Source organism: Gemella sp. 27098_8_92, from assembly GCF_041433685.1.
Lineage (GTDB): Bacteria > Bacillota > Bacilli > Staphylococcales > Gemellaceae > Gemella.
Map to the genome: position 1 here is coordinate 94492 of NZ_JAPWBZ010000001.1, position 17457 is coordinate 111948.

Consider the following 17457-nt stretch of genomic DNA (forward strand, 5'->3'; position numbering starts at 1 on the left):
CACTACTCAGCTGCTTTAATGTCAATTTTCCATCCAGTTAATCTTGCTGCTAAGCGAACATTTTGACCTTTTTTCCCTATTGCAAGAGATAGTTGATCTTCTTTAACTTTAACATTAGCAATTTTTTCTTCTTCATCTATAATGATTTCTTCTACTTTAGCAGGTGCTAATGCATTAGTAATAAATTTCACAGGATCAGCATCCCATGTAATGATATCAATCTTCTCACCGTTTAATTCATCAACGATACGATTAACACGGTCTCCTTTATTACCTACACATGCACCAACTGGATCAACATTTTTGTCTTCAGAGAAAACGGCAAGTTTAGTTCTTTCGCCAGCTTCACGAGACACACTCTTAATTTCTACTGTTCCACTATAGATTTCAGGAACTTCCATTTCGAATAATCTTCTAATAAATTCAGGATGTGATCTAGATGCCAGAACATGCGGCTTACTACCACGACTTGGGTTATCTACTTTAGCTATATAAACTTTTATAGGTGTTTGTGGTACATAATTTTCACCAGGAACTCTTTCATTCTCTCCTAAAATAGCCTCAATTTTTCCAAGTTTCACATATACATAGCGTGTATCAATTCTGTCTACAGTACCTGAAAGGATTTCTCCTTCATATTCACTATATTCTTTAAATAAGATTTCTTTTTCTGCTTCACGAAGTCTTTGTAATAGCGCTTGTTTAGCCGCTTGAGCTCCGACACGACCAAAGTCATCTGGAAGATCTACTACCTCATAGATATCACCAACTTCATACGCTGGATTTATTTTTAATGCATCCTCTAAAGCAAATTCAATTCTATCATCATATACTTCTTCTACAACATCTTTTCTAATGATAAATTTGTAATCACCTGTAGCACGATTAAAATCTACTCTTACATTCTTTGCAGCGTTAAAATTCTTTTTGTATGCTGATAATAGAGCTAATTCAATAGCTTCTACTAGTATATCTTCTGCAATACCCTTTTCTTGTTCAATTAATTTAATAGCTTTAAGCAAGTCCTTGCTCATTGTTCTTTTCTCCTTTAAAAATTAAAATTTAACAGCTAATCTAATCTTAGCAATTTTTTCATAACTAATAATTGATTTCTTTACTCTTGCTTTATCTTTATATTCAATAGTAATTTCTTTATCATCAACATCTAAGATGTCACCATAAAATTCTTTTTGGTTATCAACTTTCTCATAAGTTTTTATATATACATGCTTACCTATTGAATCGATAACTTCTTCCAGATTTCTTAACTCACGTTCTATACCTGGCGAAGAAACTTCAAGATAATACTTGTCGCTTATAAAATCCTCTTTATCCAATTCTTCTGCTAGTTTTTCACTTAAAAGTACACAATCATCTAGTGTTAAACCACCATCTTTATCGAAGTAAATGCGTAAGAAGAATTCACTACCTTCTTTTACATATTCTACATCATAAAGTGAATATACTGTATCTTTTGTTTGCTCATCTGCAATAGCTTTTACTCTTTGTACTATACTCATATTACACCTCTTTCTAAAATCTAAAATTGCAATATAAAAAAGTGGAGAACTTTCAAAATTCACCACCCTTTCGGTAATTTATTTCAATGTAGTTACATTGTATCACAATAAATAAGAGAAATCAATTAATTTGTCTTACTTATCACGAATAACTTCAATCTTATATCCATCTGGATCTTTGATAAAGTAATAACTTGGCGGGAATCCTGGTAAACCTTTTAAATCTGTAACGTCGTATCCTGCCTCTTTATGTTTCTCATATAAACCTTCTAAATCAGAAACTGAAATTGCAATATGACCGTAACCTTCTCCTAAATCATATGAACCATGATCATAATTATAAGTTAACTCTAATTCATAATCAGAACCTGGTAAAGTCAAATATACTAAAGTAAATTTATATTCTTTAAAATCTCTTTCTCTACTTATTTTAAAATCAAATGCTTCCGTATAAAACTTAATTGATTTTTCTAAATCAGCAACTCTATAACAAGTATGCGCCATAGTTTGAACCATAATCTCACCTCAAAAATTTTTTTATAATATTGTCCACGCAAAACCTATAGCTCCAATCCCAAGATGAGTTGATACTACAGGAGTAATTGCGTCTATTTCGACATTAACATTAGGATAAACTTCTTTTATATGATTTCTAATCTCTTCCGCCTTCTCTAAAGCATCTACATGAAGAATACATACAGATATGTTTTCATCCTTGTGTTGTCGATAAAATTCATCAAATAATTCATAAATTCTTAATACAACTTTTTTATAAGTACGTATTTTTTGGAATGGTACGATTACCTTATCCTCAAAATGTAATAAAGGTTTAACTTGTAATAAGTTACCAACTATAGCCTGTGCACCATTTAAGCGACCACTGCGTTGTAAATGAGATAAGTCGTCAGCCATAAAATATGCTTTTGAAACTTTTTTCATTTCATCTAATGCAGCAATGATTTCTTTAGAATTTTTACCTTCTTTAATTAGCATAGCTGCCTTAATTGCATAATATCCTTCAGGATGACAAGCAACTTCAGAATCAAATGGGTGAACATTAATACCATCAACCATAAGATCAGCTACAGAGTATGATGAAAATGTTCCACTTATACCACTAGATAGTGCTATAGCAATAACATCTGTATAACCTTCTTCTTTTAATTTTTCTAAGCATGAAACAACTTCCCCAATTGCTGGTTGAGAGGTTGTTGGAAAAGAATTATTAGGATCCTTTAAATAATCATAGTATTTATCAAGAGGCATATCAATAACCTCTTTATAAGAATTTCCATCAATAACTATATTTAAATAAACCGTTCTAATATTTAATTCTTTTGTTAATTCATCTGGTAAATATGCTGTCGAATCCATTACAATAGCTATTTTTTCCACACTCATACCTACTATTTTACAATAGCTTTTCCTTTCCTAGAATTTTTCAATATTATACAGTTCTAATTCAACTTTTGTTTCTCTACCCATAAGTTCAATCATTACATCTACTTTGTAATTATTAAGGTCTATATTCACCACTTTACCTTCCATATCTACAAATGGCCCAGAAATAACACGAACATGGTCTCCTACTTCGATATCTACATCAACAACGCTTGAAAGCCCCATTTGTTGTAAAATAAAATTGATTTCTTCTGGAAGTAATGGACTTGGTTTTGAACCCCCACCATGTGAACCTACAAATCCAGTTACACCTGGTGTATTTCTAACTACAAACCAAGAGTCATCAGTCATAACAAGTTCAACTAGAACATATCCAGGGAAAGTTTTTCTATTTACTTCTTTTCTTTTTCCTGTTGGCGTTATAATAGTTTCTTTTTCTTCTGGAACAACAATTCTAAATATTTTATCTTCCATATTTAAAGATTCAACACGTTTTTCAATATTATCTTTTACTTTATTCTCATAACCAGAGTATGTATGAATTACGTACCACTCTTTGTTTACTGTATCACTCATAATAACCTCTCTTACTTACTAAAATGTCTAATTCCAGCAGTTATTCCTAAATCTACCACATAACTGAACAACATTAATATTCCTACAACTACTATAACTATAAGAGTTTTTCTAACAAGTTCGTTAAATGTTGGCCAACTTACTTTTTTCATTTCTGAAACAACTTTTTTAAAAAATCTTAACACTAGTGAATTCTCCTCTCATACAAATTTAATTCTTTCATTGTACATTTTATAAATTATACCATAGCACAATTCATAAATCTATAAAATTTCAAATAAAAATAAGTACACTTGTACAATATAATATTGTAACATTTATTAAGAAACTTTTCAAATATATATCTTAAAATTGCTAAATAAACATTTAAAAATCTTGAGAGAAATATATTTCAATAATTGTATTACAAAATTATATTTATTATTTCTCTCAAGAAATACTTATTTATTTTATTAAATCATATGTTGCTACCAAGGTGTTTCTCATTAACATAGTAATTGTTAATGGACCAACCCCACCAGGAACGGGTGATATATACTTAACTTTCCCCATAAAGTTTTCAAGATTTACATCTCCAACTAACTTACCATCTTTGTAGTTATTTCCTACATCAATAATAGTAACTGTTTCTTTTACTTTTTCTTCTCCAGTTAAAAAGTGTGCAGAACCCACACAACTAACAATAATATCAGCTTGTTCTAATAAACTATCAAGATTTTTAGTTTTTGAGTGTGCTGTTATTACAGTTGCATTATTTTGAAGCAATAATGTAGATATAGGTTTTCCTACAATATTACTTCTTCCTATTATTAATGCTAACTTTCCATCAATTTCATCGCCAGTAGATTTTATCATTTCTAAAATACCAAGAGGTGTACATGGAATTAATTTTGCTTCTCCAATAACTAACTTTCCTACATTAATAGGATGAAAACCATCAACATCTTTTTGCGGACTTACCGCATTTAAAATTTGTTCTGCATCGATATGTTTAGGTAATGGTAATTGAACTAAAATACCGTGTACTTCACTATCATTATTTAACTTCTCAATTTCATTTAAAAGGCTAGCAGTAGAAATATTTTCATCTAATTCTATTTTAACAGAATTAATGTTATTTTCTAAACATGCTTTATGCTTTGAATTAACATAACTTTTAGAAGCCTTATTATCTCCTACTAAAACTACCGCTAACGTTGGAGTTATACCTTTTTGTTGAAGAATTGTTGCTTCTTCTTTTATCTCAGCGCGTAATTTATTAGCAAGATCAGTACCGCTTATAATTTTTGTCATTATTTTTTCCTTCCTAATCTCAATTTTGCTTTGGATTGGTTTTCCGTACCATTCAATAATCTTTGAATGTTTTTCTTATGCATATATATAACAAAAATACACATTACAATCATAACCCACTTATCAATACCTGTTTCAAAAATAGTTAAATAAACTATAGAAGTTAAACAAATTAAAATACTACCTAAGGAAACATACCCTGTGATAAATAGTGTTGAGAAAAATATTACAAGTAAAAGTGCGCTCAAAGCTGGATAAAGAAATATGAATACTCCTGAACCAGTTGCAACTGCTTTTCCTCCTTTAAAATTTGCAAAGATAGGATAAACATGTCCTATCATTGCAAATGCTCCAAAAATAGAAAGAAATTCAACTTTTCCTAGACTTAACGTAGGTAAAAATGTTGCGACAATTCCTTTAGATATATCTAAAATAAACACCATAACTCCTGCTTTTTTCCCAAGACATCTAAATGTATTTGTTGTTCCTAAATTTCCGCTTCCCATAGTACGAATATCTGTATTATAAAATAGTTTTCCAATAATTAAAGCAAATGGGATAGCTCCTATTAAATATGCAATAGCACAAAACAATAAAACTTGTGTAATCATATATTCTCCTATCTTATTATAGCTCCATACTCTGTCAACGCTGCAAGAACTTTTTCATGAACAGCTGTGACTTCTTCATCAGTTAATGTTTTTTCTTTATCGCTATACGTAATTGTTAATGCTAGAGATTTTTTACCAGCCACTAATTCTAAACCTACATATAAGTCGAATAATTCTACATTTGTTATTAATTTACTATTTACACTTTCGATTGCGTTATAAATATTTTGATATTCATCTTCCAAATCAACTAGCATCGCAATATCACGAGTTATTTCCGGATACTTAGTTACTTCTTCATACTTAGGTTTTACTTTTTCTTCTGAAATAACTTTATCTAAATTAATTTCAAAAACATAAGTTCTATTAAGTCCGAATTTCTCTGCTACCAATGGATGAACTTCACCAATTAATCCAATACGTTCTACGCCTAAATAAACTTCAGCAGTACGACCTGGATGCATTCCATCAACTGCTAACTTTTTATATGTTACTTTATCATCTAATCCTAAATATTCTAAAGCAACTTCTAAATAACCTTTTGCTGCATAAAAATCTAATTCTCGACTATCTTTTAACCATTTTGCAGCTCTTTCTTCTCCAGTTAAAGCAGCACTAAGATAAAGTGTTTCTTTCGGTTGAACATTATCATCTCCGCTTCCGAAGAAAACTCTCCCAATTTCTACAAGTTTTAAATCCTTTTGCTTACGAGCCACATTATATCCAACTGTATTCAATAATCCTGGTATTAAACTTTGGCGAAGTGTTGAATGTGTTTCTGTCATTGGCATTAATAATTTTACTTTATGATGATTTTTTAAAGTAAAGCTCGTTGATTCTTCATCAGATACCAATGAATAATTAATTGTATCGTTAAAACCTACATTAACATACAATCTGCGTAAATCACGAACAGCACGTTGTGTATAAGTTAAACCACCTTTTGTTGTTCTTGAAAATTTTGGCAACGTAGATGCTAAATTGTCATAGCCATAGATTCGAATAACTTCTTCTACCAAGTCTTGTTTAATAGAAATATCTGGACGTCTTGTTGGTACTTTTACGATTAATTCTTCAGTAGCTGTTTCTACACTAAAGTTTAAACTTTCTAAAATAGAAATAATTTCCTCTATTGATAAACTAATACCTAAATAATTATTAATGTATGTTGTCGTAATAGCTACTTCTCTTTCTTGTTCTTTATTAACTACACCTACCGAAGATTCTACAGTGGCATTTGGACATAATTCCAAAATTAATTCTACTGCACGCTGTAAGGCTGCACGTTGCATATTAGAGTCTATTCCTTTTTCAAAACGTGCTGATGAATCACTTCTTAATCCATGCACAGTTGAAGTACGACGTATACTTGACGAATTAAAGTATGCAGATTCTAAAATTATATTTTTAGTACTTTCGCTTACTTCTGTATTTTTTCCACCCATAACTCCACCTAGAGCTATTGGCTGTTTTCCATCTGTAATAACTAAATCTGTATTTTGTAATTTACGTTCTACTCCATCCAGAGTTTCTAGTACTTCTCCTTCATTTGCATCACGTATAACTATCTTATCTCCTACTAAATCTTTATCAAATGCATGCATTGGTTGACCAAATTCTAAAAGAACATAGTTAGTTATATCGACAATATTGTTAATTGGACGAATACCCGAACTCATAAGGCGAACCTGTAACCATAATGGTGAATCTTTTACTTCTATATTTTTAATCACTTGTCCTAAATAATTTTTACAAGAAGGACTTTCTACCTCTACAGATAAAGTAGTCTGTTCATAATTTTCCGCTACTTCTTTATCGTTAAAAGTTACAGCCTTATTATATAAAGCTCCTAATTCATACGATAAACCACGCATACTTAATGCATCAGCTCTATTTGGTGTAATTGATAGGTCTAATATATAATCATTTAAACCTAGTACTTCTGATACATCAGCACCTAATTCTTGTTTTTCTCCAAAAATATAAATACCTTCTTGATAATTTTTAGGAATTACACTTTGGTTTAATCCAAGCTCTTTTAGTGAACATATCATACCTTGTGATTCTACTCCACGAAGCTTAGCTTTTTTGATTTTGATTCCTGGTAGTTTTGCTCCAACTTTTGCTACAATAACATATTGTCCAGCATCTACATTTGGTGCACCACATACGATTTGAAGATTTTCTTCTTCTCCTATATTTACCTGACATACACTTAATTTTTCTGCATCTGGATGTTTTTCTTTCGATTCTACATAGCCTATCACTACATTAGACAATTCCTCAGCTAAGTAATCTACTCCTTCTATTTCAATACCACCACGAGTAATTTTTTCTGCTAAATCTGTAGCATTATCTTCTACATTTGTATATTGTTTTAACCAATTATAACTTACTAACATTGCTACCTCCTACTAATCATTTCTATCATTATTAAATTGTTGTAAAAATCTAATATCGTTTGTATAGAAACTTCTTATATCACTAACTCCATATTTTAACATTGCGATACGTTCTACCCCCATACCGAAAGCAAAACCACTATATTCTTCTGGATCAAACCCTGCCATTTCTAATACATTAGGGTGCACCATACCTGCGCCAAGAATTTCTAACCATTTAATATTATTTTCATCATCTTCATTTCCCCAAGATACATCAACTTCTACTGAAGGTTCTGTAAATGGGAAAAAGCTAGGGCGAAGACGAATTTTTTTATTCTCTCCGAAAACAGATTTAATAAAATGTTCCAATGTCCCTTTTAAATCACTAAATGTAATATTTTTATCAACTACTAATCCTTCAATTTGAGCAAATTGGTGTGAGTGAGTAGCATCATCACTATCGCGGCGGAATACTTTACCAGGACAAAGAATTTTAACGGGACCTTGACCATTAGATTTCAACATTTCTCTTGCTTGAACAGGAGATGTTTGAGTCCTCATAAGAAGTTCGTTAGTAATATAAAATGTATCTTGCATATCACGTGCTGGATGATCTTTTGGAAGATTTAACATTTCAAAATTAAATTTATCTGTTTCAACTTCTGGACCTTCTGCCACTGAATACCCCATAGAAATGAATATTTCTTCTACTTCCTCTATAACTTTATTTAATGGATTCACTCCACCTAAATCAACTTTTCTACTAGGTAAAGTAACATCAATATTTTCACTTGCAAGTTTTAACTCTAATGCTTTTTTTGCTAATTCTGCTTTTCGCTCTTCTAAGCTCTCATTAATGAAAGTCTTCACTTCATTAACTAATTTCCCAAATGTTGGTCTCTCTTCTGGAGAAAGGTCTCTAGCACCTTTCATAATTTCTGTTAGTGCACCTTTTTTACCTAAAAACTTAACTCTTAGGTCATACAATTCTTTTTCGTTTTTAATATCTTTTACTAATTCAAGATATTCTTTTTTTATATTTTCTAAAGACATAAAATCCTCCTAATATTTTTATAAAGACATTTTGTATAAGTTACTTTAATTATCCAAAATAAAAAGTCCCTCAAAACTCTCGTTTCGAAGGGACGAATAAATCGTGGTACCACCCAAATTTAAAGTCAAACTGACTTCCTTAAATCTAATCTAGATTAGATTGGCTTTTAACGGTGCCATCCGATTGTACTCATTATCTAACTTATACAATTACTCATAAGCTGAAAATATAAATTCAGTTAATACAACTCTTTCAGTTACAAAGCTGCTCCCTGTTAAAAACTTCCAATATACCGTCTTAATCATTGCTTTTAAATTATATAGTTAAAATAATAATATAAAAATACCACGCTGTCAACTAATACGCCAAAAACAAGGCGCGATAACTAATGAACTTAATGTATGTTATTTTAGTTCAATTAGAGTTCTAATTTAGCAGTTCCATCAAAAATGTTAGATTATGACGCTAATTAATTTCAGCCATTATCTTATCTATCAATTCTGTAATTCCTTTGGCTACATAAACTATTTCATCAGGATCATGAATATAACAAATAATCTGACCTTCTTTCCCAGCATTATCTGGATCAAAATCAAACATTAGAAAGCAACTATCACAATACTCTGCAAAAGGAATCCACCTTTTATTAAAGAGATATGGTTTTACCCTGCTATCCTTCATTTTATTTATATCATCTTTTGAAAAATACTCATTAAGCTCTGTTAATAAGACATCTTTATTTTGAAAATATTCCTTTGTATTTTCTATATCTTGGAGACTCATTAAACAAAATGGCATTTCTCTTTCATCTATAATACAAGGAAAAATACTCAAGTATTTACTCCCATTTTTATATTTATAAATTTCTTTTACATCATTAGGCAAGGTTATACCTATTTTTTTCTCGAAAGATACAATCTCTGTCTCTGAAGCGCCTGAAATTTTGTGATAATCGTCAAGATATTCTTCTTCTACGGGATCTTCCAAATCCCATTCTTCAAAATTTTCACATATATATTTCTCAATTTGTTTGATTTTATCTATTATTTTCATATTTTCTCTCCAAACATTAAATTTACAAATGCCAGACCTATTCATATAGTATTAGTAACTACGCATTCCTATGTAGTTTTATTCACTAATTTTTTCTATTTTCGAGCGTCTCTATCATTTGCGTTTTACGTTCTTCCAACTCTTTAATTTTCTTAAGCAAGAAATCAGAAAAGTTCATTTCATCTTCCTCAAAAGCAACTTTAGAATACCAATCAAGTGCGACAATTCTATTATTTTTATCAAAGCAAAATATTGTGTTTCCATCACCGATTATTGAAAAAAATGGAATATAGTCTTCTAAGCCTTCATCATGCAATTCTTTTGTTTTTACACGAATATCTAGATAATCTGGTATTCCTTTTGCAATACCATATACCATAATTCCTCGACAAAATGTCCAAAATGGAGCTACATCGTATACCTTAGCTCTTGGCCATAATTCTTCTCTGACTTCCATGTAAAGTCCTCCCAAAGGAGACATAGTAAACTCTCTAAAATCATTAGGAAGACTTATATCATACTGCTTCTCAAAATTTAATATATCTTTTTCTGATGGTTCGTTTCCCATACAAGCAAAAATCTGATATACCTTAGAATCATAGTCATGAAAATAATCATAGACTTTTTCTATTGACATAAATAATCTCCTTATCCTAGATAAATATACTCTATAACGATGTCACAAAGATTTTTATTCTTATCATATCCAAAATATACAGGATACACTCCATCTCCAAAACCTGTTTGAATCATCGGAATACTTAAATTGGTATTAGGAATCCTGAAATTAATCCAATCTCCTCCTTCACGTTGATAAAGTGGATTTTCTACTGCATTTTTTTCAAAAATATCCGCAAAGAAATCATCATAAATATTTTTATTAGGATTTTCTTCATACCAACTATCTTCAAAATCACAATATGCATTTTTAGTTTCAACATCTACTATTGTTGCAAGTCCTGCATCAACTGAAAATCCGAAGATGTTCCCCTCTTCAAGAGAATCTAGATTTTCATCTCCCTTTAATGCTTCATAGTAAACAACAGGTTCTTCTTCTGTAAATTTTACTCTACTCATCACATATCTGTAATGGTCTTCCTCTATTTTTGCTACTAACGTTTTTATTCTAAATTTTCCTACAGGCACGGACTGTAAATAAGGTTTTTCATCTCTGTGAAGCCATACTAACGGATCTCTAACCAAAATTTCTCCAGTTGGCAAATTCACTTCCCCCATATCTAAAACAAAAACTTCCTTACCTTGTATTTCTTTCATTTCAAAACATTGTGCATAATTTACTGGTGATATAAGTAAATTCTTTACTTCTTCATATTTTTTTAGCCATTTTTCTGATGCATGTATCTTTTCCATAAAAGTCTCCTTGAATATGTTTTTATTTTATTATTAAAATCTTAAACTTAACTCAATATTAATTTTTATCGAGTATACTAATTATTATACACCAAATTAATCTTAATCATTTAAAAAGCTAATATGTTTTTTCCTTTATAATTAATATAAAAATCACCCTTTCCCTTTTTCGAAGAAAGAATGATTTTATTTATATATTTCTTTATTTCGTATATTCTTCTATTAAAGCTAATACTTCCTCGGTTGTAGCACACATAACAGCTTTTTCAACTAATTCTTTCATTTCATCAAGTGTTAAATTCTTAATTTGACTACGTGCTTGTAAAATTGAAGTAGCAGACATTGAAAACTCATCTAATCCCATACCAAGCAGTAATGGAATAGCTAAACTGTCTCCAGCCATTTCCCCACACATTCCAGTCCATTTACCTTCTTTGTGAGATGCTTCAATAACATTTTTTACAAGACGTAAGATAGCTGGATTATATGGTTGGTATAAGTATGATACTTTTTCACTCATACGGTCTGCTGCCATAGTATATTGAATTAAATCGTTAGTACCGATTGAGAAGAAATCAACTTCTTTAGCAAAGATGTCAGCAATAACAGCTGTTGACGGAATCTCAACCATGATACCTAATTCAATATCATTACTTACTGCAACACCTTCAGCTACAAGTTTTTCTTTTTCTTCTAAGAATAAAGCTTTAGCTGCTCTAAATTCTTGCACTGTTGCAATCATAGGGAACATTACACATAATTTTCCGTACACAGATGCACGTAATAATGCTCTAAGCTGCGTTCTGAAAAGATCTTTTTCTTCTAAACAAAGTCTGATTGCTCTAAATCCTAAGAATGGGTTCATTTCTTTTGGTAAATCTAAGTAAGGTAGTTCTTTATCTCCCCCAATGTCTAGAGTACGAACTACTACTGGTTTATCACCCATACCTTCTAATACAGCTTTATATGCTTCAAATTGTTCATCTTCTGTTGGCAGTTGATCGCGTCCCATATATAAGAACTCTGTACGATATAATCCTACAGCTTCTCCACCATTATTTTTAACACCTTCTAAATCTGCTGGTGTTCCGATGTTTGCTGCTAAAATTACTTCATGCCCATCTTTTGTTACAGATTTTTCTGTTACAAGTTTAGCCCATTCAGCTTTTTGAGCTTCAAACTTAGCGTATTTTTCCTTATATTCAGCAGTAGTAGCCTCATCTGGATTTACAAGAACAACACCATCAAGTCCATCAAGAATTAAAATGTCGCCATTTTTCACATCTTCTGTAATTGAACTTGTTCCAACTACCGCTGGAATTTCTAATGAACGTGCCATAATTGCAGAGTGAGAAGTACGTCCACCAATATTTGTTGCAAAACCTTTTACATATTTTTTGTTAAGTTGAGCAGTATCAGATGGTGTCAAGTCTTCCGCGATAACAATAACTTCTTCATCTATTAAACTTGGATTTGGTAAATCCACGCCTAAAAGATGTGCTAAAATACGTTTAGAAACGTCTCTAATATCAGCTGCACGCTCTTTCATATATTCATTGTCCATTGCTTCAAACATAGATATAAACATATCAGAAGTTTCTTTAAATGCATATTCTGCATTAATAACTTTAGACTCAATATCTGTTTTAACAGTTCCCATAAATTCAGGATCATCTAAAATTAAAAGATGAGCTTCAAATACAGCAGCTTTATCTGCGCCTAGGCTTGCTAATGCATTTTCTTTAATAATAGTTAATTCTTTTTTAGATGCTTCTATAGCATCTTCAAAACGTTTAATTTCAGCTGCCACATCTTCAATTTTCACTTCTTTAACTGTCAAATCTGGCTCTACAAATACATAAGCTTTAGCAAAAGATATACCTTGTGATGCTGCTATACCTTTTAATTTTAACATATTATGCTAATCCTTCTTTCTTCATTGTTTCTTCTAAAGCAGCAAGTGCTTCAGCTTCATCAGCTCCATCAACATAAATAGTTATATCTGCGTCTTTTCCAACTCCTAAACTCATAACACCCATGATTGATTTTAAGTTAACTTTACGACCATTGTATTCTAATTCAATATTAGATTGGAATTTTGATGCAGCTTGCACTAATAGTGTTGCTGGTCTTGCGTGAATTCCTGTTTCGTCAATTACTTTAAATTCTTTTTGTAGCATAGTTATTATCTCCTTTTATTAAAAAAATATTTACAAACAAATAATACCACATGAAAACAATATTTACAAGTGTTTTGAGTCGAAATCATAAGTTCTAATCTTGCTATTAAACAACAAAGAAAGCCGTTTCTTTTAATGTGTGTAAATAGTTGTTGTATTTTGTTGAAAATGAAATGAAAACAGAAAAATATACTATAAAGATATTAATATAAAAAAATACTGAAATTTTCTAAACTTCAGTATTTTTATAATTCTTTTTTAGGTTTTATTTAAAATTATTATGTTTTTATAATTTTACAGTAAACTTATTCTCTTTAAGAAGCTACTTTTAATAATAATACTAAACTATTTCTCCCCCGAGTTTGATTATAGACTTAAATCTTTCATAATCTTCATGATTATTATTAAATTCACGTGCATTCTTATTAACTTCTTTAAAATCTATTCCCTGATCTTTTGCTGCAAAAACACATCCGCAATAGCACTGACGATAAATATTATAATCTTCGCACATTTCTACTGAACGTCGATAGCCATTATTTTTTTTAAAATCAGAAGGTAAATAATAAATTGAAACTTGTTCTTGCAGAACATATCCTGTTTCATTGATTATTTGAGCATTTTTCTTTGGACTAATTGTCAATGCCGAAGCAAAATAATCATATCCTAATTCCAAAGCTTTTTGAGCAGATGAATCAAGGCGCATTTCGTAACAAATATGGCATCTTTCTCCACCTTCGCGTTCGTCTTCGTAACCCTTTACCGCTCTAATAAACTTACTAGGTGAATATTCATCAGCTAAAAATTTTATCTTCTTGTCATTTCTTCTATTAAACTCTTCTACAAAATCTTTTTGAACGAGCATTCTTTTTATATATTCTTCTTTAGGATGAATATTAGAATTTGAGAAAAATATTGTGATATCACTAAACTCTGATAAATATTCCAAAACATAGGTGCTACATGGTGCACAACATGAATGAATTAAAATTTTAGGGCGAAAGCTATTTTTACCCCATTCTTTTATCAATTCTTTTAAAACATTATCATAGTTTATTTTTTGATTTTTATGCCTTGTATTAATAAACTGTTTACTATCTATCATACTATACCTTTCTTATTTTTCTATATATTCAATTCCTAAATGTTTATATGCTTTAGGTGTCGCGCGACGACCTCTCGGAGTTCTCTCTATAAAACCTTCTTTAACTAAATAAGGTTCATAAACATCTTCTATTGTAATACTTTCTTCTCCAATTGTTATTGCAATAGTTTCTAATCCAACAGCACGACCATCATAACGCTTAATTAGACATTCTAATATTTTATAATCTATACTGTCTAAGCCTTGTCCATCTACTTGAAGCAAATCCAATGAAGAAGTTGCTAGTTTTTGAGTTATTACTCCATCATTTTTCACTTGAGCGAAATCTCGAACTCGTTTAAGCAGACGATTGGCTATTCGTGGGGTTCCTCTAGAACGCATAGCTATTTCATAAGAACTTTGTTCATCAATCTCACAATTAAAAATATCTGATGTTCTATCAATTATATTTTTAAGTTCGTCTACATTATAAAACTCCAAACGACAATGAACTCCAAATCTATCTCTTAATGGTGCCGTTAATGCTCCTGCACGTGTTGTAGCTCCTACCAAAGTAAAAGGAGGTAGTTCTATTCTTATATTTCGAGATTCATCACCTTTTCCTATAACTATGTCAAGGTAAAAGTCTTCCATTGCTGAATATAAAATTTCTTCTATTGAGCGACTTATACGATGTATCTCATCAATAAATAACACATCTCCTGGCTCTAGACTAGTTAATATTGCGGCCAAGTCACCCGATTTTTCAATTGCTGGACCTGAAGTATACTTTATCCCTACACCCATTTCATTAGCTATTATTGTCGCAAGTGTTGTTTTCCCTAATCCTGGAGGACCATAAAGAAGACAATGATCCAAGACTTCTGCACGAAGTTTTGCTGCTTCAATAAAAATCTTAAGATTGTTTTTAATTTGTTCTTGACCTATATATTGATTTAGGAATTTAGGTCTTAACGATTGTTCTTCATTTTCTTCTCCGTCATTTAAATGAGCAGATACCATTCGTTCTTCCATATTTCATCCTTTCATTAATTTCCAAATAATAATTTTAATCCTTGTTTTACATAATCATCCACTGCACTAAATTCAAACTTAGCCAGCTTGCTTTCGATTTTTGCCAATTCTTTTGTACTATAACCAAGGGCTTCTAAAGCAAGTAATGCATCTTTAATATAAAGATTTGCTAGTGATTCTGTTTTATTTGCTGCAGTATTAAAATCTATTTTCCCTTGTAAATCTAAAATAATTTGCTGAGCTGATTTTTTACCTATACCAGGGAATTTTGTTAAATAATTTACATCTTGCTTTTCTATCGCTGAGATAATTTCCTCACTAGTTGCTCCAGCCAAAATTGCTAACGCACTTTTAGGTCCTACCCCTTTTACTTTTAATAAAAGTAAAAATACCTTTTTTTGTTCTTTAGTTAGAAATCCATAAAGTGTATTAGAATCCTCTCTAACTTGTTGACTTATATAAATTTGTTTTTCTTCATTTAATTGATATTCATATGGATTTGCAACAGTGATTTCATAACCTATTCCATTATTATCTATTACGATGTTAGTAGGATTAATCTCAGAAATTTTCCCTTTTATATATGCATACATTAAAATTCACGCTCCTAATTGATTATATTATTATAAAATTAAACGCCGAAAATCTCAAGCATTTAGCAAGAATATTTTAAATCGTCAATATCAATGACTATTTGATTTCTTAATAACTTATAGTACAGTACTATTTTAAAAGAACCTAATCAAATCAACTAGGTTCTTTCTAATAACTATTTTACTTTATCTAAATCAACATTCATAATTTTTGCAGTTGCTTCAACCTTAGAGTACGCATCTTGGTCTACATCTGAAAATCCAGTTATACTAAACATTTTTTTAAATAACTCTTTTAATTTTGGATCTTTTTCTATATCAAGCAAGGCTTGTTTTAATTTTTCTTGTAATTCTTTATCCATTTTATTCGATGCTGTTACCATAACTCCAGGTATCATATCGCTTGTTGCTAACTTTTCAACTTTATTAACTGCATTTGGAAAATCTTTTTTATATCTTTCTGGTACACCATCAAATGTAGCAATAACATCAACATCTCTATTCAGTAAAAGTTGTAAACTTTTATCATGTCCACCACTAAATTGATAACTAATATCTTTTTCAAGATTGATTCCTGCTTTAACCAGCATAGCACCTGGATAAATATATCCTGATGATGACGAAGGATCGACAAAGGCAACTTTTTTACCTTTTACATCTTGTAAAGATTTTATACCTGAATCTTTTCTTACATATAACTCTGCTGTATATCCTGGTTTCCCAGTTGTACCTTTTGAAGTCAATAATGGTTGAGCATTACTTTGTTTTTGAGCTAATAAGGCAGAAAACGGTGGAATAATTCCAAAATCAACACTTCCACTACCTATACCTTCTACTACTCCAATATAATTGCTAGCAGTAAATGCCTCTACTTTTACTCCCAACCTTTCACTTAGATACTCAGCAATCGGTTTTACATCCTCTATCAATTGTTCACTATTTTTAAGAGGAACAAACCCCATTTTTATTACTTTTTCTTCTGATTTTTTATTTTCTGTCTTAGAAGAACATCCTGCAACAGAAAAAATAAATATAAAACTAAAGATTATTAACAGTATTTTTCTCATACAAATCCTCCTTATCCCATAGATAATTAACTTACCATTTCATTTCTACCTAATTTTACCATATTTTCATTATGTTCGCTAGATTTTTTATTTTCATTAATTTTTTAATCAAAATAATTTATTATAAATACATCACTTAATTTGGGCTCTGTTAGAAAATATAATTAAAAAGCCTTTTAGAATAATTACTCTAAAAGACTTTTGCTTTAAGTTATTTTACAAAAATAAAAACACC

Annotated in this window: 19 protein-coding genes; all 19 read right to left on the reverse strand. The window is 30.5% G+C overall.

Annotation, left to right across the window (positions count from 1 at the left end; genetic code table 11):
• Positions 1-2: 2 nt before the first annotated feature.
• Complete coding sequence (gene nusA, locus O3802_RS00465; protein ID WP_111743193.1) at positions 3-1034, reverse strand: transcription termination factor NusA; 1032 nt, start codon at positions 1032-1034, stop codon at positions 3-5.
• 21 nt (positions 1035-1055) lie between these two features.
• Positions 1056-1520, reverse strand: a complete 465-nt coding sequence (gene rimP / locus O3802_RS00470; RefSeq protein ID WP_371457823.1) for a ribosome maturation factor RimP — start codon at positions 1518-1520, stop codon at positions 1056-1058.
• A 135-nt stretch (positions 1521-1655) separates the two neighbouring features.
• Positions 1656-2036, reverse strand: coding sequence for a lactoylglutathione lyase (gloA, locus tag O3802_RS00475; protein WP_371457824.1), 381 nt, complete (start codon positions 2034-2036; stop codon positions 1656-1658).
• Between the two features lie 21 nt (positions 2037-2057).
• Positions 2058-2921: a DegV family protein gene (locus O3802_RS00480; protein WP_371457825.1), complete on the reverse strand. Its 864-nt coding sequence runs from the start codon at positions 2919-2921 to the stop codon at positions 2058-2060.
• Between the two features lie 30 nt (positions 2922-2951).
• Entirely contained in the window at positions 2952-3497 is a 546-nt protein-coding gene (gene nusG, locus O3802_RS00485) for a transcription termination/antitermination protein NusG (protein WP_276684882.1), read from the reverse strand.
• A gap of 11 nt (positions 3498-3508) precedes the next feature.
• Positions 3509-3682 carry a preprotein translocase subunit SecE gene (gene secE, locus O3802_RS00490; protein WP_004631843.1) on the reverse strand — a complete coding sequence of 58 codons (174 nt, stop codon included), beginning with the start codon at positions 3680-3682 and terminating at the stop codon, positions 3509-3511.
• A 259-nt stretch (positions 3683-3941) separates the two neighbouring features.
• Entirely contained in the window at positions 3942-4790 is an 849-nt protein-coding gene (locus O3802_RS00495; protein WP_371457826.1) for a bifunctional 5,10-methylenetetrahydrofolate dehydrogenase/5,10-methenyltetrahydrofolate cyclohydrolase, read from the reverse strand.
• The gene (gene plsY / locus O3802_RS00500; RefSeq protein ID WP_276766419.1) at positions 4790-5401 is read right to left on the reverse strand and encodes a glycerol-3-phosphate 1-O-acyltransferase PlsY; all 612 of its coding nucleotides are present in this window, start codon (positions 5399-5401) and stop codon (positions 4790-4792) included. Before plsY ends, O3802_RS00495 begins: the two co-directional genes overlap by 1 nt.
• Before the next feature lie 8 nt (positions 5402-5409).
• Positions 5410-7803 carry a phenylalanine--tRNA ligase subunit beta gene (pheT, locus tag O3802_RS00505; protein ID WP_371457827.1) on the reverse strand — a complete coding sequence of 798 codons (2394 nt, stop codon included), beginning with the start codon at positions 7801-7803 and terminating at the stop codon, positions 5410-5412.
• Positions 7804-7815: 12 nt separating this feature from the next.
• Positions 7816-8838: a phenylalanine--tRNA ligase subunit alpha gene (gene pheS / locus O3802_RS00510; RefSeq protein WP_371457828.1), complete on the reverse strand. Its 1023-nt coding sequence runs from the start codon at positions 8836-8838 to the stop codon at positions 7816-7818.
• Between the two features lie 466 nt (positions 8839-9304).
• Positions 9305-9892, reverse strand: coding sequence for an SMI1/KNR4 family protein (locus tag O3802_RS00515; RefSeq protein WP_371457829.1), 588 nt, complete (start codon positions 9890-9892; stop codon positions 9305-9307).
• A gap of 85 nt (positions 9893-9977) precedes the next feature.
• Entirely contained in the window at positions 9978-10529 is a 552-nt protein-coding gene (locus O3802_RS00520; RefSeq protein WP_371457830.1) for an SMI1/KNR4 family protein, read from the reverse strand.
• An 11-nt stretch (positions 10530-10540) separates the two neighbouring features.
• Entirely contained in the window at positions 10541-11263 is a 723-nt protein-coding gene (locus O3802_RS00525; RefSeq protein ID WP_371457831.1) for a DUF4241 domain-containing protein, read from the reverse strand.
• A gap of 202 nt (positions 11264-11465) precedes the next feature.
• The gene (gene ptsP / locus O3802_RS00530) at positions 11466-13178 is read right to left on the reverse strand and encodes a phosphoenolpyruvate--protein phosphotransferase (RefSeq protein WP_371457832.1); all 1713 of its coding nucleotides are present in this window, start codon (positions 13176-13178) and stop codon (positions 11466-11468) included.
• 1 nt (position 13179) lies between these two features.
• Entirely contained in the window at positions 13180-13443 is a 264-nt protein-coding gene (locus O3802_RS00535; protein ID WP_004631834.1) for a phosphocarrier protein HPr, read from the reverse strand.
• A gap of 340 nt (positions 13444-13783) precedes the next feature.
• Positions 13784-14548 carry an epoxyqueuosine reductase QueH gene (locus tag O3802_RS00540; RefSeq protein WP_371457833.1) on the reverse strand — a complete coding sequence of 255 codons (765 nt, stop codon included), beginning with the start codon at positions 14546-14548 and terminating at the stop codon, positions 13784-13786.
• Positions 14549-14560: 12 nt separating this feature from the next.
• Positions 14561-15562, reverse strand: coding sequence for a Holliday junction branch migration DNA helicase RuvB (gene ruvB / locus O3802_RS00545; RefSeq protein ID WP_004631831.1), 1002 nt, complete (start codon positions 15560-15562; stop codon positions 14561-14563).
• A gap of 14 nt (positions 15563-15576) precedes the next feature.
• Positions 15577-16155 carry a Holliday junction branch migration protein RuvA gene (ruvA, locus tag O3802_RS00550; protein ID WP_371457834.1) on the reverse strand — a complete coding sequence of 193 codons (579 nt, stop codon included), beginning with the start codon at positions 16153-16155 and terminating at the stop codon, positions 15577-15579.
• Positions 16156-16331: 176 nt separating this feature from the next.
• Positions 16332-17222: a phosphate/phosphite/phosphonate ABC transporter substrate-binding protein gene (locus tag O3802_RS00555; protein WP_371457835.1), complete on the reverse strand. Its 891-nt coding sequence runs from the start codon at positions 17220-17222 to the stop codon at positions 16332-16334.
• Positions 17223-17457 lie beyond the last annotated feature (235 nt).